The organism is Escherichia sp. MOD1-EC6475, from assembly GCF_003046645.1.
GTDB lineage: Bacteria > Pseudomonadota > Gammaproteobacteria > Enterobacterales > Enterobacteriaceae > Escherichia > Escherichia ruysiae.
The window spans coordinates 1-23,339 of record NZ_PZKQ01000046.1 but is presented as its reverse complement, the minus strand read 5'-3'; the positions used below and the strand labels follow the sequence as shown (position 1 = coordinate 23,339).

Genomic DNA, 23,339 nt, shown 5'->3' with positions numbered 1-23,339 from the left:
AAAGGGCGAGGGAACCGTTCGTGCACGTGGAAGGATTAGTTATCCTTCTGAAAATACTGGGATTATTACGCTGTACCGCCAACGGTCAGATTATCGACTTTAAGCGTCGGCTGACCCACGCCAACCGGCAAACTCTGCCCTTCTTTACCGCAGACACCCACGCCGTTATCCAGTTTCAGGTCGTTGCCCACCATCGAAATCTGCTGCATGGTTTCGATTCCGGAACCAATCAACGTTGCGCCTTTCACCGGCTTCGTTACTTTACCGTTTTCAATCAGATACGCTTCTGAGGTGGAGAAGACAAATTTACCGGAGGTGATATCTACCTGACCGCCACCGAAGTTCGGCGCATAGATGCCATACTCAACGGATTCAATAATTTCCTGCGGGGTAGATTTACCCGGCAGCATGTAGGTATTAGTCATACGCGGCATTGGCAGGTGAGCGTAGGATTCACGGCGACCATTGCCGGTCGGCTTCATGCCCATTAAGCGCGCGTTGAGTTTATCCTGCATGTAACCTTTCAGGATGCCGTTCTCAATCAGCACGTTGTACTGTCCTGGCGTACCTTCGTCATCAATCGCCACCGAACCACGGCGATCAACCATCGTGCCGTCATCAACAACTGTACACAGTTCAGAAGCCACCAGCTCCCCGACCTGTCCACTAAAGACCGAAGTACCACGGCGGTTGAAGTCGCCTTCCAGGCCATGACCGACCGCTTCATGCAACAGCACGCCAGGCCAGCCAGCGCCGAGAACCACCGGCATGGTGCCCGCAGGTGCGGCAACAGCAGAAAGATTGACCAGCGCCATACGCACGGCTTCTTTTGCCCATGCATCCGCACGGACTTCGCCGTCGAGATCGGCAAGGAAGAACTCATAACCAAAACGACCGCCGCCGCCACTGGCGCCGCGTTCGCGTTTACCATCTTCTTCGACCAGAACGCTCACAGAAAGACGCACCAGAGGGCGCACATCTGCCGCCAGCGTGCCGTCAGTTGCCGCAACCAGAATTAATTCATAGACGCCACTGAGGCTGGCAGTCACTTCCTGTACGCGTTTGTCCGCTTCGCGAGCAACCTTATCGACACGACGCAGGATATCCAGCTTCTCTTCACGGCTCATGCTTTGCAGCGGATCGACCGAGGTATATAGCGGGCTATGCTCTACCGCGCCCAGCGTCTGTACTTTGCCATCGCCGTTGTCACGCACAATGGTACGCGCCGCTTGCGCACTCTGTTCCAGCGCCAGCAGGCTGATTTGGTCAGCGTAAGCAAATCCGGTTTTTTCACCGCTGATTGCACGCACGCCAACGCCCTGATCGATGTTGTAAGAACCATCTTTAATAATGCGGTCTTCTAAAACCCAGGATTCGTGATAGCTCGACTGAAAATAGAGATCGCCATAATCAAGGCGACGTTCGGTCAGTTGACCGAGGATCGCGAACAAGTCCTGATGTTTCAGGCCGTTCGCCGCTAGCAATTGTTCACTTACCAGGTTCAGACTCATCGTTTTTGCTACTCGTTAATTACTGCGGTAGAGGATTTTTTACGGCTGCCGGACGCGGCGTGAACACCTTATCCGACCTACGGTTATTTCCGGTTTGTAGGCCTGATAAGACGCACTGCATCGCATCAGGCAACGGCTGCCGGATGCGGCGTGAACGCCTTATCCGGCCTACGGTTATATTCCGGTTTGTAGGCCTGATAAGACGCACTGCGTCGCATCAGGCAACGGCTGCCGATTGTGGCGTGAACGCCTTATCCGGCCTACGGTTATGTTCCGGCTCGTTGGCCTTATGGCAACGATTATCTTATGAGATTGGGGCAATTACGCGCCCTCGTCAAATCATTGCGCTTTTTCTTTACGCGGTTGGCGCAACACTTCGTTGATTTGCGGATCGTCCAGCGGACCCGAAATGTGATAGCGCAAAATGGAAACTTTGCTCCACAGCGGCCCCAGCACTTTACTGGCGGCAAACACTGCCGCGCCGACAATGGGGTTAACCGCAAAAGCTGCAGCCACGCCCACCGTCGCAGAAATCTCTGGTGCGACAACCGCTTCCATATTCAGATCGCGACGTACCAGATTTACCGACCCTTTCATGGCGATATCCGCTTCCAGGCCATCCACCAGCGTATCGTCAGTGTGCATAACGCCGTCTTTAATCCACGCGGTGCTGCGAATGGAGTCAAAATAGAACCCTTCGCCAAAGGTATCCCTGAAATCAAAACGCAGCTTACGCATCAGGGCATCAACGCTCAATAAGCGCAGCAATTGCCCGGTATGTCCGGTGCTAATTTCGGTAATTTCGCCTTTGCCCAGTTGAGTATGAATGATGCCATTCAATGTCGCTTCATCTGGCTGCCACGGTGCTTTACGCCAGTGTAAATCGTAATCCACATTAAATGACGACTGGCGTATTGGCGTCGTGACACCAAAAAATTCTGCGGCGGCATCAATTTTCTGTCCGCGCAGTTTTCCTTTCAGCGAGGTGCGTTCATTCCCCGGATTGTTAACCCATTCACCATCGGCAGTGAGTCGCGAGAAACCGGTATCAATCAGTCCATTGGTCAGCGTTAACGTATCGCCGGAAATGGTGATATCGCTGTCGATGCGACCGAATTTTTGCCCCCAGAACCAGCACTCTGCGCAACGTATTTGCGCGTCCGACCAGCCACGGAAGCTGATGCGCTCCGTGGTCGGGAAAGGTGATGAACTCGTTGATTTACCACCGGTTTTTGCTACGTTCGGGTTGTAATAGAGATATTTAATATTCGCCAGCCACGGCGCGTTATTACGCATCGCCAGCGTAGCGTTGATTTCACGCCCTTGCGCCTCAACCTGCGTACCGTTTGCCATCGGTTGCGAGACGATGCTCAGGTTATTCCACTGCTGATTCCCCAATGACAACGCCGGTGTACGTAACGTAATGTGCTGAGGGAAACTCGCCGCGCTGCCAACTTTTTCCGTCGCGCCTTTCTGGAATAGCGCCAGCCACTCGGCGCCGTCCATTGGCGGCATATTTAACTCAACACCACTCTGTTCCGGTAACGGGGGAAGCGTTTTGCTGTCTGCCGCCCAGATAGCGCGCTCAAGCGTCAACTTTTGACCGAGCAACCAGCGGCTATTGAAATGGTTCTTCGTGCCAGCCTGCCCGGTTAATTCAAAGCTGTTGAGATTGCCATCAACCTTAATGTTAACCGGTAGCGGTTCGCCCGCAGGTTTGGCTAACGGTGAGGGTAAGTGACTACTCACATTCTTCAGATCGCCGTTCAGCTCTACGTTATAGGTCGCGCCAGCATGATAAGGCAGCTCAATACCCACTTTTCCATCCCACGCCACGCTGCCGCTTAACGCTTCGTTCACCGCTTCAGGCAGAACGCCGGTTTTCGCCGGTTGCCAGTTGCCGTTGAGATTCACCGCAACCTGGTAGGCTTTCGCCCCTTCTTTGGTGGAAAAATCCACGTTCAGTGGCTGGTTAAACCAGCTTGCTGTCAGTGGTTCACTTTGCAGATCACCATTGATAAAGCTGAATTTTCCGCTCAAATTTTTCAGAGTGCTGTCGAGGGGTTTGATAAACAGACTGTTGTTGCGCAGCGTCACTTCACCTTTCGCTGTAACCAGTTCGCCGTTCAGCGGGATATCGAGATGTAAGCGAGCATTCACATCGCCGTCGAGCTGGAGTTCTTGCAGGGTCGCTCCCAGCGAATCCTTCAGCGGCGTCTCATCAAAGTAAGGACCAACGGCTTTACCCGGACCTTTAATGTCAGCGTCAATCAGCAACTTTTCTTTCGAGTAGTCAGGGATCACCGCAGTGAGGTTACTGGCGCGCACACCGCCCAGATTAACACCATCGGTTTTCATCCATAAACCGTCGTTAATAAAGTCCAGTTCAATATCGAGATTAGTCAACGCTGGCCAATCTGGCTGGAAAGCAAACTTCGCGTTACGCAGCGGCACCAGCACTTCAAACTGACCTTCGTTGTGTTTGTAAGGGAAAAGATGTGGATTGCCGCCATAAACCAGGGTCGCGTTATCCGCTTCACCGCCCTGAATTGCGCCACTTAGATAATCGACTAACTCTTTCCCCATCAGGTTTTCCGGGAAATAGCGCCAGGCTTGTGAACCATCATCGGTACTAATGCCAGCCAGAATCCCCAGCCAGGGTTCATCGTTAGCAGGTTGCAGGTAACGAAAACCGCCGCGCGCATGGACGGCTTTAGCTTTGACGTCGATGTTACGACCATCCAGCTGGAAACCTTTGTCATTATTCAACCAGCTTATAGTTGCCTGACCGTCGGCAATTTCCAGCGGTGCGCGAAATACCGTTTCGTAAGGCATTTTCGCCTGCTTCATGGAAGCCGTCAGCAAACCATTTTCTACGCTTCCTGAAAGCGTCCCGGAGAAATGTTCCGCGCCTGGCAATAATTTCCATTGTTTCCAGGCCAGATCGCTCCACGATGCCTGAAAGCGGGTCTTCTCTGCCGCCTGAAGCGGGATATCCAGCGCCAGCGTGTTGATCTTGCCGCTCGGCTGGGTTGAACGCCAGATATCACCCAGCGCAGGTGAAAGTTTCGCTGCTAATGGGCGTATGCCTTCCAGCCCCGCCAGCTCCAGATTGCTGGCGCGAATCCGTAGTTCGTCACTGCGTTTATTGTTTTTGCCGCCAACGTCCTGTTCCGGTATCCAGGCCAGCGTCAAAGCTCCACTCGGCCAGGGTTTGCCGTCCATGGTGATCCGCGTATCAGGAATGGAAAACTGCCAGCCCGAATGTTCGCGCGTTATGTGCGCGGTCAGATTATCCACCGACAGCGAATGTGTTTTTTTCTCGCCCAGCCAGCTTGCACCACCCTGTTTCAGCCAGACATCGCCGCCGATCACATCGCCTTTGTCGATCGTCATCCAGCCTTCAAGGGAGAACTGTGCCGTTTCCAGCGCAATATTGTCCTGCATCCATTTACCGAGCCACGGCTTCAGGTCAATGTCATTAGCCTGGAGCCAGACGCGACCATTGCTTAACAGTCCCTCGTCATCACGCAGATCCATGCGCACCTGCATCACGCCGTGTTGTCCGGTCAGACTGGAGAGACTTACCTGACCTTCCGCGCGGTGTCTACGTGGATCGTTAAGCCAGGTGAGTTGCGGGATCGCCAGTTCAGCGCGCTGACCGGATGGTGTCAGGAAGCTGATTTCGCTATCGCGGAGATCGAAGTGATCGAACTGACGAAGAAACAGATCGCTGATGTGGCTGGCTTCCAGGCTATCATTACTACCACCACTGGTGATGGGAGTATTGGTGCGAAAGCGCAGTTGCCAGAAAGTGAGGTCGCGAAACTGCCAGCGCATATGCAGCAGGCTCTGCCAGACATCCAGCGCCAGGGTGACACGTTTAACCGAAAACTCACCGCCATCTTTCAACTCAGCGCGGATGTCGTGTGCTTCAAGTGTTGGGCCAAAATTTTGCCAACTGGCGGAGAGCTGACTGGCTGCCACCGGCATACCCGTCGCGGATTCAATTTTGTTAAGGATTTCCGGGCGCCAGGCGTCGAGGTGCGGTAAAGCAATACGCAGGCCGCTGACCAGCAGCGCAGCGATCACAACGAGCGCGGCTCCAGTAAGCAGTAAAATCCCCGGCAATCGCCTCACCCGTCACTCCTTGTCTGCTAAAAATGTGACTCAAAAACCCTTTGCCGGATGGCGGCCCAGCATCTGTTTACATCATTACGACGTCAAACTGCTCCTGGTTGTAGAGCGGTTCGATTTGTACTTTAACCTGCTTGCCTACGAAAATTTCCACTTCCGCCAGCGAGTGAGATTCTTCGCCTTTCAAGGCTTCCGCTACTGCCGGAGAAGCATAGACCAGGAAACGGTCAGAGTCGTAAGCATGGTGCACGCGAACGATCTCGCGCATGATTTCATAGCATACCGTTTCCACGGTTTTTACCGTTCCGCGACCGTGGCAGGTAGGGCATTCATTACACAGTACGTGCTCAATGCTTTCGCGGGTGCGTTTACGCGTCATTTCCACCAACCCCAGAGCAGAAAAACCGTTAACGCTGGTTTTCACCCGGTCTTTACTCAACGCCTGTTCCAGCGAATGCAATACGCGGCGACGGTGATCTTCATTATTCATGTCGATGAAATCAATAATGATAATCCCGCCCAGGTTACGCAACCGTAACTGGCGAGCGATAGCCTGCGTCGCTTCAATATTGGTATTGAAGATGGTGTCGTCCAGATTGCGATGACCGACAAACGCCCCGGTATTGATGTCCACAGTGGTCATCGCTTCGGTCTGGTCGATAATCAGATAGCCGCCGGATTTCAGTTCTACTTTGCGTTCCAGCGCCCGCTGGATTTCGTTTTCGACATCAAAGAGATCGAAAATTGGCTGGCGTCCGGTGTAATGCTCCAGCTTGCTGGTCATCTCAGGAATATATTCCGAGGTGAACTCAAGCAATGCTTCGTAAGTCAGGCGCGAGTCAACGCGAATACGATCCAGCTCAGCGTCGGCGAAATCACGCAGAACACGCTGCGCCAGCGCCAGTTCGCCGTACAGTTGATAACGGGTCTGTGGACGCTTTTTACGCTCCATCACTTTGGTCCAGACACGTTTCAGGTAGGCAGCATCAGAGGCCAGCTCCGCTTCGCCAACCCCTTCCGCCGCAGTACGGATGATAAATCCGCCCTGCTCGTCGCAATACTCTGCGACCACTTTTTTCAGGCGTTCACGTTCAGATTCACTTTCAATGCGTTGGGAAACCCCAACGTGAGATGCACCCGGCATAAACACCAGATAGCGAGATGGCAGCGTGATATCTGTGGTCAGGCGCGCACCTTTAGTGCCAAGCGGGTCTTTCACCACCTGCACCATCAGATCTTGTCCCTGACGCACCAGCTCTGAAATATCGCGCACCGTGAACTGCTTTTGTTCTTCACCCGCCACACATTCGGTGTGCGGCATGATGTCGGATGCATGAAGAAACGCGGCTTTATCCAGCCCAATATCTACAAAAGCCGCCTGCATACCCGGAAGTACACGACTTACACGACCCTTGTAGATATTGCCTACTATTCCGCGTCGCGCCTCACGTTCAATATGAATTTCCTGCAGAATACCGCCATCAATATACGCCACTCGTGTTTCCGAAGGCGTTACGTTTACCAACAATTCAGCCGTCATGTTTATCCCTTTTGTCACGCAGTGCGTTAAAATTACTTAATAATTCATACGTTTCAACCAGCGGTAAGCCGACTACGGCGTGATAGCTGCCATTTATCTTCCTGACAAAACAACCACCCAGCCCCTGAATACCGTATGCACCTGCTTTATCTAACGGTTCACCGCTGGCAACATAGCCCGCAATGTCTTCGTCTGTTAACGTTCTGAACGTCACATCGGTGACCACCAGACAATCGAGAATGTACTGGCTGTCTGCCAGCGCCACCGCCGTCATTACCTGATGAGTCTGTCCCGATAATTTGCGCAACATCTGCGCCGCATGTTCTGCATCGCGCGGTTTCTCTAACACTTCCCCATTCAGGACAACGATGGTATCCGCTCCCAGCACCGGGAGATCCTGCGCAGTATGAGCAACACCTGCTTGCGCTTTCTCACGCGCCAGACGCATAACATACTGCTGCGCGCTCTCCTGCGGATGACGCTGTTCCTCAATGCCCGTAACAATACGTTCAAAGGTCACGCCAAGTTGCGCAAGTAACTCCTGACGACGCGGAGAACCGGAAGCTAAATACAGAGAAGTCATAGAAACCTTTATTGCACTGCAAACTGCTGACGGATTTTGCGCATCAGCAAGAAAATCCACGGCCAGAGCACACCATTGACTACACTACTCCAGAACACTTCGGGTCTGAAAGAGACGTTGATCACTAAAAACTCTGCCCAGAAAACAATAATATCCACTACCAGCGAAAGCAACATGACGACCAGCGCCTGCTGCCATAATGCCAGGTTGCGGAAAAGCTGGAATTTCAGTGCTACCAGATAAGCAATGATACTCATCGACAACGCCCGGACACCGAGCGTAGAGCCACTGATCAGATCCAGTATGGCACCCATCACAAAACCTGTGCCCACATTTACGCGATGAGGCAAGGCCAGGATCCAATACAATAAGATGAGCAATACCCAGTTTGGCCGGAAAACGATGAGATTATCCGGCCAGGGCATAATTTGTAGTAACAAGGCGATGAGGAAAGAGAGCCAGATAACCCAGCGCCCCTGGCTACGATATCTCGCCACTATTGCCCTCCCGGCGCACGTGCAGGCGGTTGAGCACCACTTTGCGGCGGCGTAGCCCTTTGTGGAGAGCGGTTAGTGGCAGTACCTGTTGCAGGTTGCTGCGGGTCTGGCTGGGTAATTCCCGTTGCCGGTTCCGGAAGTTTTGGTCCCATTGCGTCTGGCGAAGGCAATACCTGCGGCATCATCTGCATCAGGCGTTCATTAGCGACGCGATGCACCTCTTCCGGCGTCATGGGATTAGCACCGTTACGATCTGCGCCCCACAGCAGCAGCAGATAACGCAAACGTTGCAGCCCCGCAGTCGGACGCGCCTGGATCACGGTATAAGCGCGCTGGGTATCGAGTTTCACAGAAGAGACGACCGCCACCGGATAACCTTCCGGGAAGCGTCCACCAAGACCAGATGTCACCAATACATCACCAACACGAATATCAGTATTCGCTGGCAGGTGCTCAAGTTGTAAATCATCAGTACAACCGTTACCCGCAGCAATTACGCGGATATCATTACGGAGTACCTGAATTGGCAGTGCATGGGTCGCGTCGCAAATCAGCAGCACGCGGCTGGTCAGTTTGGCGACCGCCACCACCTGGCCAACAACACCTTTGTCGCTGATGACCGGCTGGCCTTCATAAACTCCGTTAACGCTGCCTTTGTCGATAACGACTTGATCGCTGTACGGATCGTTAACCGTAGAGATAACCTGGGTCACCATCTTCTGCTCATCCTGGCGCAACGGAGAACCCAGCAGCTCGCGCAGGCGCGCGTTCTCCTGTTTGTATTGTCCAAGCATCAGCAGTTCGCTGTTTTTCAACAGCAATTCCTGACGTAACGCCCGGTTTTCAAGTTCTAGTTGATCACGCGAGGCCAGCGTCTGCGATACGCCATCCAGCAATTCTCGAGGAGCATTGGAAACAAAGTAGAAAGGACTGACGGCGGTATCCATATAGGTACGGATTTGACTAAACATCCCCAGGCGACTGTCGGCAATAATAACGCCGAGCGCCACCAGCACCGCCAGAATAAGGCGAATCTGTAGCGACGGGCCACGGCTAAAAATTGGCTTCATAAGTTATGCGTATTCTCGTATCAGACCAGGCAGGGCAAACAGATGCTTCCCCTGCCTGCATCCGATTACTCTTCGCTGAACAGGTCGCCGCCGTGCATGTCGATCATTTCCAGTGCTTTGCCGCCACCGCGCGCCACACAGGTCAGCGGGTCTTCAGCAACAACAACAGGAATGCCGGTTTCTTCCATTAACAAACGGTCAAGGTTACGCAGCAGCGCACCACCGCCAGTGAGCACCATTCCGCGCTCGGAAATGTCGGAAGCGAGTTCCGGCGGGCACTGCTCCAGCGCAACCATCACCGCGCTAACGATGCCGGTCAGCGGCTCTTGCAGCGCTTCGAGGATTTCGTTGGAATTCAATGTAAAGCCGCGTGGCACGCCTTCTGCCAGGTTACGGCCACGAACTTCAATTTCACGGACTTCATCGCCCGGATAAGCAGAACCGATTTCGTGTTTGATACGTTCTGCAGTCGCTTCACCGATCAGAGAACCGTAGTTACGACGAACGTAGTTGATGATCGCTTCGTCGAAGCGGTCACCGCCGATACGTACAGAAGAGGAGTAAACCACACCGTTCAGGGAGATAACGGCAACTTCAGTAGTACCACCACCGATATCAACCACCATGGAACCGGTTGCTTCAGATACCGGCAAGCCGGCGCCGATTGCTGCGGCCATCGGCTCTTCAATCAGGAATACTTCGCGGGCGCCTGCGCCCTGCGCGGATTCACGAATAGCACGGCGCTCAACCTGGGTAGCGCCAACCGGCACACAAACCAGAACTCGCGGGCTTGGACGCATAAAGCTGTTGCTGTGCACTTGTTTGATAAAGTGCTGGAGCATCTTTTCAGTCACGAAGAAATCAGCGATAACGCCATCTTTCATTGGGCGAATGGCAGCAATATTGCCCGGCGTACGGCCCAGCATCTGCTTCGCGTCATGACCTACTGCAGCTACGCTTTTCGGTGAACCGGCACGATCCTGACGAATAGCCACCACAGAAGGCTCATTCAATACGATGCCTTGTCCTTTTACATAAATGAGGGTATTCGCAGTACCCAGGTCAATGGACAAGTCATTGGAAAACATGCCACGAAATTTTTTCAACATACTAAGGGATAATCCTGAAAGCTGGGGCGGAAAAGAAAATCCGCTTACTTTACCAACCACACGCAGCAGCGACAAGGCGCAAAAATCATCTGCTACGGTGAAAATTAGTGCAGTTTGTTTCCTTTGTTACAAATCTCTACCTGAGTCCAGAGAGGCTAAATGCATCAGCATGCATTCCTCGCCTGTTTGCAACTGCGTAAGGTCATTAATCTGCATATGTGCTGCAACAATCTGGCGAACAGACAAGCACGCTCCCGTGAAACGCAGCGCGCGTTATTCTACGTGAAAACGGATCAAACGGCAGGTTAAACCGAGTATCTTTGTGAATATTTTTTCACGTTAGTATCAAGTGGCTGTGAGGACGCAAAAAAATCCCCCTGCCCACCCAAAACCCCACGCTGAATCAGGGTCTGCCACTCGCTTCGCGAACGTACGCCAGTAGCGTAAACCTGGGTGTTGGTCCCGGAACACGCTTCTACCATGCTCTGAACCAACAATTGATTCTCTGTTCGCTTCTCAATGTTTCTTACCAGCCCCGGATGGAGCTTGAGTAATTCGACATTAAGTTCTTTGATCCAACGGGTACTTACCAGCGTCAAACCAGCCTGGTTGACGGCGACCCGAACTCCTAAAGCATTCACCAAACGAATGACAGGTTGCAAGCGACCGATATGTTGACCAACATCAGCCTCTGCAAGTTCAATAATTATGCGTTTTCGCTGTGATTTTTCACACTGCATCAGTGTATCGCGTAGCCAACGCTGGAAACGCGGGCGAATCAACGACTCAACGGTGACCTGAATCGCCAGATTTTCTTGCGGCCAATAGCGTAACAGCGGGATGAGGCGACTGACTTGCAGACGGTCATACTCTTCCGATAAGCCAAACTGCAACACCATCGGCATATATTCCGCCGAACTGACCTCTTCGTTACCATCAAAGATACGACACATCAGTTCGCGGTGATGAACCTGCCCTTCACGGGTAACCGCCGGTTTCTGATAAAGACGCGGGCCGCCGCGACTCAGCATTTGCTCGATGAGCGTACGCCAACGAACGTTACCGCGCCCTTTTTCAGGTAACGAGTCATCGTAAATAGCCCAGCTATTGCCGCCCTGTAATCCTGCATTGCGCGTGGCGGATTCCGCATGTTCCATCACCTGTTCGGTATCCTGCCCGCTACGCCAGGCACAGATGCCGATGTGAATCATATCATCACGATCCAGCATTTTATTCGTCGGTAAGGTATCGACCGCCTTGATCAATTGCCCGGCAATACTCTCCGCCTCTTTTAATGTCCGGTGTGGCAACAGCACGGCGAAATCGCTACGGTGATAACGCGCCAATAGCGCCCCCGGATAACGCATCATAAATGTCGATAACAGATTTGTCAGGGTAAAGAGCTGTTCTTCAACCTGGCTGTGCCCCCAGGTATCGCTCAACATATTGAAATCCGGCAGGCGGATCATCATCACGATCCCGTGAGTCCCCACTTTCTCCTGATCTTCCAGTAACGTTGCTAACTGATTATCGAAAAAGAGTCGGTTATTAAGGCCGGTTTTGATGTCCTGAGCAGCATAGGAGCGAATCAGTGTATCAAGACGACTGTGCTGTTCGCGTGCGTTCTGAATTTCACAAAGCAGCGTATCCAGCGCACTGCTGGTTCTGGGCGGCCATTCATAGATGGTTCCCAACACATTCGAGCCTCGCTCGCCATTTAAAATACGTGTGGCGCGGGTTTCCAGCAGTTCTTGCCCGGCAAGTTGCCGCTGTAACCAGCGTACTGCCAGGAAGAGCATAATAATGATAAATCCAATCGCACTGGTGAGCGGTGCGGTGGTCATCAACGAGTGGAAATAGTTGCCCATCGGGTCCTGATAAACCAAACGCAGCGACATCCCCGGATGTTTAATCAACGGTACAGTCAGTTCGCGAAACAGATCGCTGGTTCCCACCGGACGGTAACTACCATTGCGGGACTGGGTATAAACCTGTTTTTTATCGTGCAAAAGATCCACGCGAACGATATCTGCAGACATCATCAGTTCGCTGATTTGTGGCCTCAATGTGCTGAAGTCATTCGACACAAGGTGGGTATCGATCGCCGTCGCCACTGCCTGAACACGATGACTAAACTTATACTGAATGGCGTTGTAGAAACTAAGCGAGCAGCCCAGCAGAGTCACAAAAATTGTTAACCCGGTGAGCAGCGTGACAAAGGCCGAAAATTTCGTCGTTAATCTCATCCTTGTGTTAACTCCGATAGTGAGGACGCGGGCATACTAGCAAATCAGATTTATCTCGCAATTTATTGCGCTTCATCGGCTTTGCTTTTCCATTAGCGAGTATAGTCTTCAGAAATTATTTTCCAATCCATCATGCACATGAGGATCTCTTATGCAGGCGTTACTTTTAGAACAGCAGGACGGTAAAACCCTCGCATCTGTACAGACTCTGGACGCAAGTCGCCTGCCGGAAGGCGATGTGACGGTCGATGTCCAGTGGTCGAGTCTGAATTATAAAGATGCACTGGCGATTACTGGTAAAGGAAAAATCATCCGTAATTTTCCGATGATTCCTGGCATTGACTTCGCCGGAACGGTACGCGCCAGTGAAGATCCTCGTTTTCATGCCGGTCAGGAAGTGTTACTGACGGGTTGGGGCGTCGGTGAAAACCACTGGGGCGGGCTGGCACAACAGGCGCGCGTAAAAGGTGACTGGCTTGTTGCGATGCCGCAAGGTCTGGACGCGCGTAAAGCGATGATTATCGGTACTGCCGGGTTTACCGCCATGCTGTGCGTAATGGCACTGGAAGATGCCGGTATTCGTCCGCAGGATGGCGAGATTGTGGTGACGGGTGCCAGCGGCGGCGTCGGCAGTACAGCCGTGGCGCTGTTGCATAAGTTAGGTTATCAGGTCGTTGCTGTATCTGGTCGCGAAAGTACCCATGAGTATCTGAAAAGTTTAGGCGCCAGCCGTATTCTGCCGCGCGATGAGTTTGCTGAATCCCGTCCGCTGGAAAAACAACTCTGGGCAGGCGCAATTGACACCGTTGGTGACAAAGTACTGGCGAAAGTACTGGCACAAATGAACTACGGCGGCTGCGTGGCGGCTTGTGGTCTGGCGGGTGGCTTTGCTCTGCCAACCACGGTAATGCCGTTTATTCTGCGCAACGTCCGTCTGCAAGGAGTGGATTCAGTCATGACGCCACCAGCTCGTCGGGCGCAGGCCTGGCAGCGTCTGGTCGCTGATCTACCGGAATCATTCTATTCACAGGCAGCAAAAGAAATCTCACTGACAGAGGCACCGAAGTTTGCCGAAGCCATTATTAATAACCAGGTGCAGGGGCGCACACTGGTAAAAATAAGTTAAGATTTCGTACAAAATAATTTACATATAACTAACGAATTTTAGCAGCACTTTGACATTCTCCCTGCCATAGTAATCAGGAGCATACCGGGAGTCTGTTATGAAAAAAATTCGTCAATTTACAGAAGCCGATGTCACTGCCGAATCGGCTTTTTTTATGCAACGTCGGCAGATTCTGAAAACATTAGGCATCAGCGCAGCTGCACTTTCTCTGCCAACCACTACACATGCCGACCTGCTTAACTGGTTTAAGGGCAACGATCGCCCGCCCGCACCTGCCGGGAAGCCGCTGGAGTTTAGTAAACCTGCCGCCTGGCAAAATAATCTGCCGCTCACGCCGGAAGATAAAGTTTCCGGCTATAACAACTACTATGAGTTCGGGCTGGATAAAGCGGACCCAGCGGCAAATGCCGGCAGCCTGAAAACCGATCCGTGGACGTTGAAAATCAGTGGTGAAGTCGCCAAACCGTTAACGCTCGACCACGAAGCCTTAACCCGTCGTTTCCCGCTGGAAGAGCGGATTTACCGTATGCGCTGCGTGGAAGCATGGTCGATGGTCGTACCGTGGATTGGTTTCCCGCTGCACAAATTACTGGCACTGGCGGAACCAACCAGTAACGCAAAATACGTCGCCTTCGAAACCATTTATGCGCCGGAACAGATGCCAGGCCAGCAGGACCGGTTTATTGGCGGCGGCCTGAAATATCCTTATATAGAAGGATTACGTCTCGACGAAGCGATGCATCCACTCACGCTGATGACCGTCGGTGTCTATGGCAAGGCGCTACCACCACAAAATGGCGCACCGGTGCGGCTGATTGTGCCGTGGAAATATGGCTTTAAAGGGATTAAATCGATTGTCAGCATTAAGCTGACCCGCGAACGTCCGCCAACCACCTGGAATCTGGCTGCGCCCAATGAATATGGCTTTTACGCCAACGTCAATCCGCATGTTGATCATCCCCGTTGGTCGCAGGCCACCGAACGTTTTATTGGTTCAGGCGGCATTCTGGATGTACAACGCCAGCCTACGCTGCTGTTTAACGGATACGCCGATCAAGTAGCGTCGCTTTATCGTGGCCTGGATTTACGGGAGAATTTTTAAGTGCGACTGACAGCAAAACAAGTGACATGGCTGAAAGTTTGCCTGCATCTTGCCGGATTTTTACCGTTTGTCTGGCTGGTATGGGCAATCAATCATGGCGGATTAAGCGCCGATCCGGTGAAAGATATTCAGCATTTTACTGGTCGGACTGCGCTGAAATTCTTGCTGGCGACCTTATTAATTACGCCACTAGCGCGCTATGCTAAACAGCCCTTATTGATACGCACCCGCCGCCTGCTAGGTTTATGGTGTTTCGCCTGGGCAACGCTGCACTTAACCAGTTATGCCTTACTGGAACTGGGCGTGAATAACCTGACGTTATTCGGTCAGGAATTAATCACCAGACCTTATTTAACGCTCGGCATTGTCAGTTGGCTGATTTTACTGGCTTTAGCATTCACTTCCACGCAGGCGATGCAGCGAAACTTAGGTAAACGCTGGCAACAGTTGCATAACTTCGTCTATCTGGTCGCGATCCTGGCTCCCATACATTATCTGTGGTCAGTGAAGATTATCTCACCACAGCCGGTTATCTACGCCGGGCTGGCTTTACTGCTTTTAGCCTTACGTTTTAAGAAGTTCCGTCAATGGTGGCGCTAATTTCATGAACTGTGCGGCTTGTTGCAAAATGCACGGCGTTGAAAGTTATTTACATGTTAGCTGTTGATTATCTTCCCTGATAAGACCAGTATTTAGCTGCCAATTGCTACGAAATCGTTATAATGTGCGACTTCGTTCTCCCTAACGCGGTTTTTAAGCTGCGGAAAAGGTGACAATGGCGCAACGAAGGTATATTTTGTTTTTTGCCGGAGGATAGCAGCAGATCGCTGCACAATGTCCGTCAAGTCTCACATTGACGCTCTGGGGCAAAATAGACCGGCGTCCCGGTCAGCTGGAATTTATCGCTATGCATACAGCTGTCGGGGCATACGCTTTACAGACGGCGCTGAAACGCCTGTCACAATCACACTAAACAAAGAGTACGGAACCCACTCATGGATATTCGTAAGATTAAAAAACTGATCGAGCTGGTTGAAGAATCAGGCATCTCTGAACTGGAAATTTCTGAAGGCGAAGAGTCAGTACGCATCAGCCGTGCAGCACCTGCCGCTAGTTTCCCGATGATGCAACAAGCTTACGCTGCACCGATGATGCAGCAGCCAGCTCAATCTAACGCAGCCGCTCCGGCGACCGTTCCTTCCATGGAAGCGCCAGCAGCAGCGGAAATCAGTGGTCACATCGTACGTTCCCCAATGGTTGGTACTTTCTATCGCACCCCAAGCCCGGACGCGAAAGCGTTCATCGAAGTGGGTCAGAAAGTGAACGTGGGCGATACCCTGTGCATCGTTGAAGCCATGAAAATGATGAACCAGATCGAAGCAGACAAATCCGGTACTGTGAAAGCAATTCTGGTCGAAAGTGGACAACCGGTAGAATTTGACGAGCCGCTGGTCGTCATCGAGTAACGAGGCGAACATGCTGGATAAAATTGTTATTGCCAACCGTGGCGAGATTGCATTGCGTATTCTTCGTGCCTGTAAAGAACTGGGCATTAAGACTGTCGCTGTGCACTCCAGCGCGGATCGCGATTTAAAACACGTATTACTGGCAGATGAAACGGTCTGTATTGGCCCGGCTCCGTCAGTAAAAAGTTATCTGAACATCCCGGCTATCATCAGCGCCGCTGAAATCACCGGCGCAGTAGCAATCCATCCGGGTTACGGCTTCCTTTCCGAAAACGCTAATTTTGCCGAGCAGGTTGAACGCTCTGGCTTTATCTTCATCGGCCCGAAAGCAGACACTATTCGCCTGATGGGCGACAAAGTGTCTGCAATTGCAGCGATGAAAAAAGCTGGCGTTCCTTGCGTTCCGGGTTCTGACGGCCCGCTGGGCGATGATATGGATAAAAACCGCGCCATTGCAAAACGCATTGGTTATCCGGTGATTATCAAAGCCTCCGGCGGCGGCGGCGGTCGCGGTATGCGCGTTGTGCGCAGCGACGCTGAACTGGCGCAGTCTATCTCCATGACCCGTGCGGAAGCGAAAGCTGCTTTTAGCAATGATATGGTGTATATGGAGAAATACCTGGAAAATCCTCGCCACGTCGAGATCCAGGTACTAGCGGACGGTCAGGGCAACGCAATCTATCTGGCAGAACGTGACTGCTCCATGCAGCGTCGTCACCAGAAAGTCGTCGAAGAAGCGCCAGCACCGGGCATTACCCCGGAACTGCGTCGTTACATCGGCGAACGTTGCGCTAAAGCGTGTGTTGATATCGGCTATCGCGGTGCAGGTACTTTCGAGTTCCTGTTCGAAAACGGCGAGTTCTATTTCATCGAAATGAACACCCGTATTCAGGTAGAACACCCGGTTACTGAAATGATCACCGGCGTTGACCTGATCAAAGAACAGCTGCGTATCGCGGCAGGTCAACCGCTGTCGATCAAGCAAGAAGAAGTTCACGTTCGCGGCCATGCGGTGGAATGCCGTATCAACGCCGAAGATCCGAACACCTTCCTGCCAAGCCCGGGCAAAATCACCCGTTTCCACGCACCTGGCGGTTTTGGCGTGCGTTGGGAGTCTCATATCTACGCTGGCTACACCGTGCCGCCGTACTATGACTCAATGATCGGCAAACTGATTTGCTACGGTGAAAACCGTGACGTGGCAATTGCACGTATGAAGAATGCGCTGCAGGAGCTAATCATCGACGGTATCAAAACCAACGTTGATCTGCAGATCCGCATCATGAACGACGAGAACTTCCAGCATGGTGGCACTAACATCCACTATCTGGAGAAAAAACTCGGTCTTCAGGAAAAATAAGACTGCAAAAACGTCAAAAGGCCGGATTTTCCGGCCTTTTTTATTTCTGGGGATCGACAAGCCCCATAAGGTACAATCCCCGCTTTCTTCACCCATCAGGGACAAAAAATGGACACTCGTTTTGTTCAGGCCCATAAAGAGGCGCGCTGGGCGCTGGGGCTGACCCTTTTGTATCTGGCTGTATGGTTAGTAGCCGCTTACTTACCTGGCGTTGCCCCCGGTTTTACCGGCTTTCCACGCTGGTTTGAGATGGCCTGCATCCTGACGCCGCTGCTGTTTATTGGACTGTGCTGGGCGATGGTGAAATTTATCTATCGCGATATCCCGCTGGAGGATGACGATGCAGCTTGAAGTAATTCTACCGCTGGTCGCCTATCTGGTGGTTGTGTTCGGGATCTCTGTCTACGCGATGCGTAAACGGAGCGCGGGCACGTTCCTTAATGAGTATTTCCTCGGCAGCCGTTCTATGGGCGGTATTGTGCTGGCGATGACGCTCACCGCAACCTATATCAGCGCCAGTTCGTTTATCGGCGGGCCTGGTGCTGCTTATAAATACGGGCTGGGCTGGGTATTACTGGCGATGATCCAGCTACCGGCAGTCTGGCTTTCGCTCGGTATTCTCGGCAAAAAGTTCGCGATTCTCGCGCGCCGTTACAATGCAGTAACGCTGAACGATATGCTGTTTGCCCGTTACCAGAGCCGTCTTCTGGTGTGGCTGGCAAGTTTGAGTTTGCTGGTTGCGTTCGTTGGTGCGATGACCGTGCAGTTTATCGGCGGTGCGCGCCTGCTGGAAACCGCTGCGGGTATTCCTTATGAAACCGGCCTGCTGATTTTCGGTATCAGCATTGCGTTGTATACCGCCTTTGGCGGCTTTCGCGCCAGCGTGCTGAACGACACTATGCAAGGGCTGGTGATGTTGATTGGCACCATTGTGCTGCTGGTCGGCGTGGTCCATGCTGCTGGCGGATTAAGCAACGCAGTAGAGACGCTGCAAACCATCGATCCGCAGCTGGTTACGCCGCAAGGTGCTGACGATATTCTGTCGCCAGCCTTTATGACGTCGTTCTGGGTGCTGGTGTGTTTTGGCGTGATTGGTCTGCCGCATACCGCTGTGCGCTGCATCTCTTATAAAGACAGTAAAGCAGTACATCGTGGGATCATCATTGGTACGGTTGTGGTGGCGATCCTGATGTTTGGTATGCACCTTGCCGGAGCGTTAGGTCGGGCAGTGATCCCCGATCTCACCGTACCGGATCTGGTGATCCCAACGTTGATGGTAAAAGTGCTGCCGCCATTTGCTGCCGGGATCTTCCTTGCTGCACCAATGGCTGCGATCATGTCGACAATCAACGCCCAATTGCTGCAAAGTTCCGCTACGATCATTAAAGATCTCTATCTGAATATCCGTCCGGATCAAATGCAAAATGAGACGCGTCTGAAGCGGATGTCGGCAGTAATTACGTTAGTGCTCGGCGCGTTGCTGCTGCTTGCCGCCTGGAAGCCGCCAGAAATGATCATCTGGCTGAATTTGCTGGCCTTCGGAGGGCTGGAAGCCGTTTTCCTGTGGCCGCTGGTGCTGGGTCTTTACTGGGAACGCGCCAACGCCAAAGGCGCGCTAAGTGCCATGATCGTCGGCGGCGTGCTGTATGCCGTACTTGCGACGCTGAATATTCAGTACCTGGGCTTCCACCCTATCGTGCCCTCGTTACTGCTAAGTTTGCTGGCTTTCCTGGTCGGAAACCGTTTCGGTACATCCGTCCCGCAAGCTACCGTTTGACTACTGATAAATAAAGAGTTTTACCATGCCTTGGATCCAACTGAAACTGAACACCACCGGCGCGAACGCAGAAGATCTTAGCGATGCGCTGATGGAAGCGGGTGCCGTTTCTATCACTTTTCAGGACACCCACGATACACCGGTGTTTGAGCCGCTGCCTGGCGAAACTCGCCTGTGGGGCGATACCGATGTGATAGGTCTGTTCGACGCTGAAACTGACATGAATGAAGTTGTGGCGATTCTGGAAAACCATCCGCTGCTCGGCGCGGGCTTCGCGCATAAAATCGAACAACTGGAAGATAAAGACTGGGAGCGCGAATGGATGGATAATTTCCACCCAATGCGCTTTGGTGAACGTCTGTGGATCTGCCCAAGCTGGCGTGATGTGCCGGACGAAAACGCTGTCAACGTAATGTTAGACCCAGGCCTGGCGTTTGGTACAGGGACTCATCCAACCACCTCTCTGTGCCTGCAATGGCTCGACAGCCTCGATTTAACCGGTAAAACGGTCATCGACTTTGGTTGTGGCTCCGGCATTCTGGCTATAGCGGCGCTGAAACTTGGTGCAGCAAAAGCTATTGGTATTGATATCGACCCGCAGGCTATTCAGGCAAGCCGTGACAACGCTGAACGCAATGGCGTTTCCGAGCGTCTGGAACTCTATCTCCCGAAAGATCAGCCAGAAGAAATGAAAGCCGACGTGGTGGTCGCTAATATCCTCGCAGGCCCATTACGTGAACTGGCACCGTTAATCAGCGTCCTGCCGGTTTCAGGCGGTTTGCTGGGCCTTTCCGGTATTCTGGCAAGCCAGGCAGAGAGCGTTTGTGAAGCTTATGCTGATAACTTCACGCTCGACCCGGTTGTGGAAAAAGAAGAGTGGTGTCGCATTACTGGTCGTAAGAATTAACCTTCGCATAACCACATGGTGATGCAGGGCGAAGTGCGAGCAAGGTCACAAAAGGCACGTAAATTTGCTGATTATTTACGCAATTTTGCGTGCCAAAATTTTCATTCATAAAGAAAAATTGAGAACTTACTCAAATTTCTTTGAGTGTAAATTTTAGTCACTATTTTCTAATATGATGATTTTTATGATTAATTATCGCGCTACGCTCATTTTAAATGCAATTCTTTGATCCATCTCAGAGGATTGGTCAAAGTTTGGCCTTTCATCTCGTGCAAAAAATGCGTAATATACGCCGCCTTGCAGTCACAGTATGGTCATTTCTTAACTCATGCGCATCGGACAATATCAGCTCAGAAATCGCCTGATCGCAGCGCCCATGGCTGGCATTACAGACAGACCTTTTCGGACGTTGTGCTACGAGATGGGAGCCGGATTGACAGTATCCGAGATGATGTCTTCTAACCCTCAGGTTTGGGAAAGCGACAAATCTCGTTTACGGATGGTGCACATTGATGAACCCGGTATTCGCACCGTGCAAATTGCTGGTAGCGATCCGAAAGAAATGGCAGATGCAGCACGTATTAACGTGGAAAGCGGTGCCCAGATTATTGATATCAATATGGGTTGCCCGGCTAAAAAAGTGAATCGCAAGCTCGCAGGTTCAGCCCTCTTGCAGTACCCGGATGTCGTTAAATCGATCCTTACCGAGGTCGTCAATGCAGTGGACGTTCCTGTTACCCTGAAGATTCGCACCGGCTGGGCGCCAGAACACCGTAACTGTGAAGAGATTGCCCAACTGGCTGAAGACTGTGGCATTCAGGCTCTGACCATTCATGGCCGTACACGCGCCTGTTTGTTCAATGGAGAAGCTGAGTACGACAGTATTCGGGCAGTTAAGCAGAAAGTTTCCATTCCGGTTATCGCGAATGGCGACATTACTGACCCGCTTAAAGCCAGAGCTGTGCTCGACTATACAGGGGCGGATGCTCTGATGATAGGCCGTGCAGCTCAGGGAAGACCCTGGATCTTTCGGGAAATCCAGCATTATCTGGACACTGGGGAGTTGCTGCCCCCGCTGCCTTTGGCAGAGGTTAAGCGCTTGCTTTGCGCGCACGTTCGGGAACTGCATGACTTTTATGGTCCGGCAAAAGGATACCGAATTGCACGTAAACACGTTTCCTGGTATCTCCAGGAACACGCTCCAAATGACCAGTTTCGGCGCACATTCAACGCCATTGAGGATGCCAGCGAACAGCTGGAGGCGTTGGAGGCATACTTCGAAAATTTTGCGTAAACAGAAATAAAGAGCTGACAGAACTATGTTCGAACAACGCGTAAATTCTGACGTACTGACCGTTTCTACCGTTAACTCTCAGGATCAGGTAACCCAAAAACCCCTGCGTGACTCGGTTAAACAGGCACTGAAGAACTATTTTGCTCAACTGAATGGTCAGGATGTGAATGACCTCTATGAGCTGGTACTGGCTGAAGTAGAACAGCCCCTGTTGGACATGGTGATGCAATACACCCGTGGTAACCAGACCCGTGCTGCGCTGATGATGGGCATCAACCGTGGTACGCTGCGTAAAAAATTGAAAAAGTACGGCATGAACTAATTCAGGTTAGCTAAATGCTTGATTAAAAAGGCGCTACTCGGCATGGGGAAGCGCCTTTTTTATAGGTGTCACAAAGGGAGTGACCATGAGAACAGGATGTGAACCGACCCGGTTTGGTAATGAAGCTAAGACTATTATTCACGGTGATGCACTTGCCGAGCTTAAAAAACTACCCACCGAAAGCGTCGATCTGATCTTTGCCGACCCACCTTATAACATCGGTAAAAATTTTGATGGTCTGATCGAAGCCTGGAAAGAAGAACTGTTTATCGACTGGCTGTTTGAAGTGATTGCAGAGTGCCACCGCGTTCTGAAAAAGCAGGGCAGCATGTACATCATGAACAGCACGGAAAACATGCCCTTTATCGATATCCAGTGCCGCAAGTTCTTTACCATCAAAAGTCGCATCGTCTGGTCATATGACAGTTCTGGGGTGCAGGCAAAGAAACACTACGGCTCCATGTACGAACCCATCCTGATGATGGTGAAAGATGCAAAGAACTACACGTTCAACGGTGATGCTATTCTGGTAGAAGCTAAAACCGGATCGCAGCGCGCGTTGATCGATTACCGTAAAAATCCTCCACAGCCTTACAATCATCAAAAAGTACCGGGTAATGTCTGGGATTTTCCACGCGTGCGTTATTTGATGGATGAATATGAAAACCATCCGACGCAAAAACCGGAAGCATTACTGAAGCGCATTATTCTCGCCTCTTCCAACCCTGGCGATGTCGTTCTCGACCCGTTTGCCGGTAGCTTTACTACCGGTGCCGTAGCCGTCGCCAGCGGGCGAAAATTCATTGGTATTGAGATTAACAGCGAGTACATCAAAATGGGGCTTCGACGGCTGGATGTCGCGTCACATTACTCCGTGGAAGATCTGGCGAAAGTGAAAAAAAGAAAGACCTGCAACCTGTCAAAACGAAGCCGGTTAAGCGAAGTTGACCCCGATCCCATTGCAAAGTAAAGGAAGTGTAAGCCTGGTTTTCAGATTATTCATTTCGTGTATATTTCCTGCCAGACCAGGTTAAACATGCACAGGTTCAGGTAATGATTCGCAAGTATTGGTGGCTCGTCGTTTTCGCTATCTCCGTTTTTCTGTTTGATGCTTTACTGATGCAATGGATTGAACTGCTGGCAACAGAAACAGACAAATGCCGCAATATGAACTCGGTTAATCCACTTAAACTGGTTAACTGTGATGAGCTGAATTTTCAGGACAGAATGTAAATTTACATGACACTTAATTCATTTGTTTGATGAATTAATTTCGGGTGATGCTGCCAACT

At 51.8% G+C, this 23,339-nt stretch carries 20 protein-coding genes and 1 pseudogene; 13 read left to right on the top strand and 8 right to left on the bottom strand.

Annotated elements, in window-relative coordinates; translation table 11 throughout:
• Nucleotides 1-65 precede the first annotated feature (65 nt).
• The 7 genes from tldD to mreB all read right to left on the bottom strand — a co-directional run bounded on the left by tldD (nucleotide 66) and on the right by mreB (nucleotide 10,447).
• Nucleotides 66-1,511, bottom strand: coding sequence for a metalloprotease TldD (gene tldD / locus A7589_RS15135; protein ID WP_000055925.1), 1,446 nt, complete (start codon nucleotides 1,509-1,511; stop codon nucleotides 66-68).
• 339 nt (nucleotides 1,512-1,850) lie between these two features.
• Nucleotides 1,851-5,651, bottom strand: coding sequence for an AsmA2 domain-containing protein YhdP (yhdP, locus tag A7589_RS15130; RefSeq protein WP_108188906.1), 3,801 nt, complete (start codon nucleotides 5,649-5,651; stop codon nucleotides 1,851-1,853).
• 67 nt (nucleotides 5,652-5,718) lie between these two features.
• Nucleotides 5,719-7,188, bottom strand: a complete 1,470-nt coding sequence (gene rng, locus A7589_RS15125; RefSeq protein WP_000123197.1) for a ribonuclease G — start codon at nucleotides 7,186-7,188, stop codon at nucleotides 5,719-5,721.
• Nucleotides 7,178-7,771 carry a nucleoside triphosphate pyrophosphatase YhdE gene (gene yhdE, locus A7589_RS15120; protein WP_000203083.1) on the bottom strand — a complete coding sequence of 198 codons (594 nt, stop codon included), beginning with the start codon at nucleotides 7,769-7,771 and terminating at the stop codon, nucleotides 7,178-7,180. Before yhdE ends, rng begins: the two co-directional genes overlap by 11 nt.
• A gap of 8 nt (nucleotides 7,772-7,779) precedes the next feature.
• On the bottom strand, nucleotides 7,780-8,268 hold the full coding sequence (gene mreD, locus A7589_RS15115) for a rod shape-determining protein MreD (protein ID WP_000135265.1): 489 nt from the start codon (nucleotides 8,266-8,268) through the stop codon (nucleotides 7,780-7,782).
• The gene (mreC, locus tag A7589_RS15110) at nucleotides 8,268-9,338 is read right to left on the bottom strand and encodes a rod shape-determining protein MreC (RefSeq protein WP_000802527.1); all 1,071 of its coding nucleotides are present in this window, start codon (nucleotides 9,336-9,338) and stop codon (nucleotides 8,268-8,270) included. The genes mreD and mreC overlap by 1 nt, the downstream gene beginning before the upstream one ends.
• A gap of 65 nt (nucleotides 9,339-9,403) precedes the next feature.
• The gene (gene mreB / locus A7589_RS15105; protein WP_000913396.1) at nucleotides 9,404-10,447 is read right to left on the bottom strand and encodes a rod shape-determining protein MreB; all 1,044 of its coding nucleotides are present in this window, start codon (nucleotides 10,445-10,447) and stop codon (nucleotides 9,404-9,406) included.
• Between the two features lie 159 nt (nucleotides 10,448-10,606).
• Here mreB and A7589_RS15095 point away from each other — a divergent pair, with 159 nt between their 5' ends.
• Complete coding sequence (locus A7589_RS15095; RefSeq protein WP_016159494.1) at nucleotides 10,607-10,756, top strand: hypothetical protein; 150 nt, start codon at nucleotides 10,607-10,609, stop codon at nucleotides 10,754-10,756.
• On the opposite strand, the gene csrD is transcribed toward A7589_RS15095, so the two are convergent.
• On the bottom strand, nucleotides 10,753-12,693 hold the full coding sequence (gene csrD, locus A7589_RS15090) for an RNase E specificity factor CsrD (RefSeq protein WP_001241426.1): 1,941 nt from the start codon (nucleotides 12,691-12,693) through the stop codon (nucleotides 10,753-10,755). The two genes, A7589_RS15095 and csrD, sit on opposite strands and share 4 nt — an antisense overlap.
• A gap of 151 nt (nucleotides 12,694-12,844) precedes the next feature.
• On the opposite strand from csrD, the gene acuI reads away from it, so the two are divergent.
• The 12 genes and pseudogenes from acuI to A7589_RS15030 all read left to right on the top strand — a co-directional run bounded on the left by acuI (nucleotide 12,845) and on the right by A7589_RS15030 (nucleotide 23,280).
• Nucleotides 12,845-13,819 carry an acrylyl-CoA reductase (NADPH) gene (gene acuI, locus A7589_RS15085; RefSeq protein ID WP_016159496.1) on the top strand — a complete coding sequence of 325 codons (975 nt, stop codon included), beginning with the start codon at nucleotides 12,845-12,847 and terminating at the stop codon, nucleotides 13,817-13,819.
• Between the two features lie 97 nt (nucleotides 13,820-13,916).
• Nucleotides 13,917-14,921, top strand: coding sequence for a protein-methionine-sulfoxide reductase catalytic subunit MsrP (gene msrP / locus A7589_RS15080; protein WP_000723881.1), 1,005 nt, complete (start codon nucleotides 13,917-13,919; stop codon nucleotides 14,919-14,921).
• Nucleotides 14,922-15,521, top strand: coding sequence for a protein-methionine-sulfoxide reductase heme-binding subunit MsrQ (gene msrQ / locus A7589_RS15075; protein ID WP_001240071.1), 600 nt, complete (start codon nucleotides 14,922-14,924; stop codon nucleotides 15,519-15,521).
• 395 nt (nucleotides 15,522-15,916) lie between these two features.
• On the top strand, nucleotides 15,917-16,387 hold the full coding sequence (gene accB, locus A7589_RS15070) for an acetyl-CoA carboxylase biotin carboxyl carrier protein (RefSeq protein WP_000354618.1): 471 nt from the start codon (nucleotides 15,917-15,919) through the stop codon (nucleotides 16,385-16,387).
• 10 nt (nucleotides 16,388-16,397) lie between these two features.
• Nucleotides 16,398-17,747, top strand: coding sequence for an acetyl-CoA carboxylase biotin carboxylase subunit (gene accC, locus A7589_RS15065; protein WP_000884623.1), 1,350 nt, complete (start codon nucleotides 16,398-16,400; stop codon nucleotides 17,745-17,747).
• A gap of 108 nt (nucleotides 17,748-17,855) precedes the next feature.
• Nucleotides 17,856-18,098, top strand: coding sequence for a YhdT family protein (locus A7589_RS15060; RefSeq protein ID WP_000381170.1), 243 nt, complete (start codon nucleotides 17,856-17,858; stop codon nucleotides 18,096-18,098).
• A pseudogene (gene panF, locus A7589_RS15055) lies at nucleotides 18,088-19,538 on the top strand (sodium/pantothenate symporter). Before A7589_RS15060 ends, panF begins: the two are co-directional and overlap by 11 nt.
• 11 nt (nucleotides 19,539-19,549) lie before the next feature.
• On the top strand, nucleotides 19,550-20,431 hold the full coding sequence (gene prmA, locus A7589_RS15050) for a 50S ribosomal protein L11 methyltransferase (RefSeq protein ID WP_001145841.1): 882 nt from the start codon (nucleotides 19,550-19,552) through the stop codon (nucleotides 20,429-20,431).
• A 328-nt stretch (nucleotides 20,432-20,759) separates the two neighbouring features.
• Complete coding sequence (gene dusB / locus A7589_RS15045) at nucleotides 20,760-21,725, top strand: tRNA dihydrouridine synthase DusB (RefSeq protein WP_001219652.1); 966 nt, start codon at nucleotides 20,760-20,762, stop codon at nucleotides 21,723-21,725.
• Between the two features lie 25 nt (nucleotides 21,726-21,750).
• Nucleotides 21,751-22,047 carry a DNA-binding transcriptional regulator Fis gene (gene fis / locus A7589_RS15040; RefSeq protein ID WP_000462905.1) on the top strand — a complete coding sequence of 99 codons (297 nt, stop codon included), beginning with the start codon at nucleotides 21,751-21,753 and terminating at the stop codon, nucleotides 22,045-22,047.
• Nucleotides 22,048-22,132: 85 nt separating this feature from the next.
• Nucleotides 22,133-23,017 carry an adenine-specific DNA-methyltransferase gene (gene yhdJ, locus A7589_RS15035; RefSeq protein WP_001258932.1) on the top strand — a complete coding sequence of 295 codons (885 nt, stop codon included), beginning with the start codon at nucleotides 22,133-22,135 and terminating at the stop codon, nucleotides 23,015-23,017.
• Nucleotides 23,018-23,100: 83 nt separating this feature from the next.
• The gene (locus tag A7589_RS15030; protein WP_000620010.1) at nucleotides 23,101-23,280 is read left to right on the top strand and encodes a DUF2556 family protein; all 180 of its coding nucleotides are present in this window, start codon (nucleotides 23,101-23,103) and stop codon (nucleotides 23,278-23,280) included.
• Nucleotides 23,281-23,339 lie beyond the last annotated feature (59 nt).

What these genes read in the sequence shown, in the direction of transcription:
- tldD (WP_000055925.1), bottom strand. Translation starts at nt 1,511, where the DNA reads ATGAGTCTGAACCTGGTAAGTGAACAATTGCTAGCGGCGAACGGCCTG.
- rng (WP_000123197.1), bottom strand. Translation starts at nt 7,188, where the DNA reads ATGACGGCTGAATTGTTGGTAAACGTAACGCCTTCGGAAACACGAGTG.
- yhdE (WP_000203083.1), bottom strand. Translation starts at nt 7,771, where the DNA reads ATGACTTCTCTGTATTTAGCTTCCGGTTCTCCGCGTCGTCAGGAGTTA.
- mreC (WP_000802527.1), bottom strand. Translation starts at nt 9,338, where the DNA reads ATGAAGCCAATTTTTAGCCGTGGCCCGTCGCTACAGATTCGCCTTATT.
- mreB (WP_000913396.1), bottom strand. Translation starts at nt 10,447, where the DNA reads ATGTTGAAAAAATTTCGTGGCATGTTTTCCAATGACTTGTCCATTGAC.
- A7589_RS15095 (WP_016159494.1), top strand. Translation starts at nt 10,607, where the DNA reads ATGCATCAGCATGCATTCCTCGCCTGTTTGCAACTGCGTAAGGTCATT.
- csrD (WP_001241426.1), bottom strand. Translation starts at nt 12,693, where the DNA reads ATGAGATTAACGACGAAATTTTCGGCCTTTGTCACGCTGCTCACCGGG.
- acuI (WP_016159496.1), top strand. Translation starts at nt 12,845, where the DNA reads ATGCAGGCGTTACTTTTAGAACAGCAGGACGGTAAAACCCTCGCATCT.
- msrP (WP_000723881.1), top strand. Translation starts at nt 13,917, where the DNA reads ATGAAAAAAATTCGTCAATTTACAGAAGCCGATGTCACTGCCGAATCG.
- accB (WP_000354618.1), top strand. Translation starts at nt 15,917, where the DNA reads ATGGATATTCGTAAGATTAAAAAACTGATCGAGCTGGTTGAAGAATCA.
- accC (WP_000884623.1), top strand. Translation starts at nt 16,398, where the DNA reads ATGCTGGATAAAATTGTTATTGCCAACCGTGGCGAGATTGCATTGCGT.
- A7589_RS15060 (WP_000381170.1), top strand. Translation starts at nt 17,856, where the DNA reads ATGGACACTCGTTTTGTTCAGGCCCATAAAGAGGCGCGCTGGGCGCTG.
- prmA (WP_001145841.1), top strand. Translation starts at nt 19,550, where the DNA reads ATGCCTTGGATCCAACTGAAACTGAACACCACCGGCGCGAACGCAGAA.
- dusB (WP_001219652.1), top strand. Translation starts at nt 20,760, where the DNA reads ATGCGCATCGGACAATATCAGCTCAGAAATCGCCTGATCGCAGCGCCC.
- fis (WP_000462905.1), top strand. Translation starts at nt 21,751, where the DNA reads ATGTTCGAACAACGCGTAAATTCTGACGTACTGACCGTTTCTACCGTT.
- yhdJ (WP_001258932.1), top strand. Translation starts at nt 22,133, where the DNA reads ATGAGAACAGGATGTGAACCGACCCGGTTTGGTAATGAAGCTAAGACT.
- A7589_RS15030 (WP_000620010.1), top strand. Translation starts at nt 23,101, where the DNA reads ATGATTCGCAAGTATTGGTGGCTCGTCGTTTTCGCTATCTCCGTTTTT.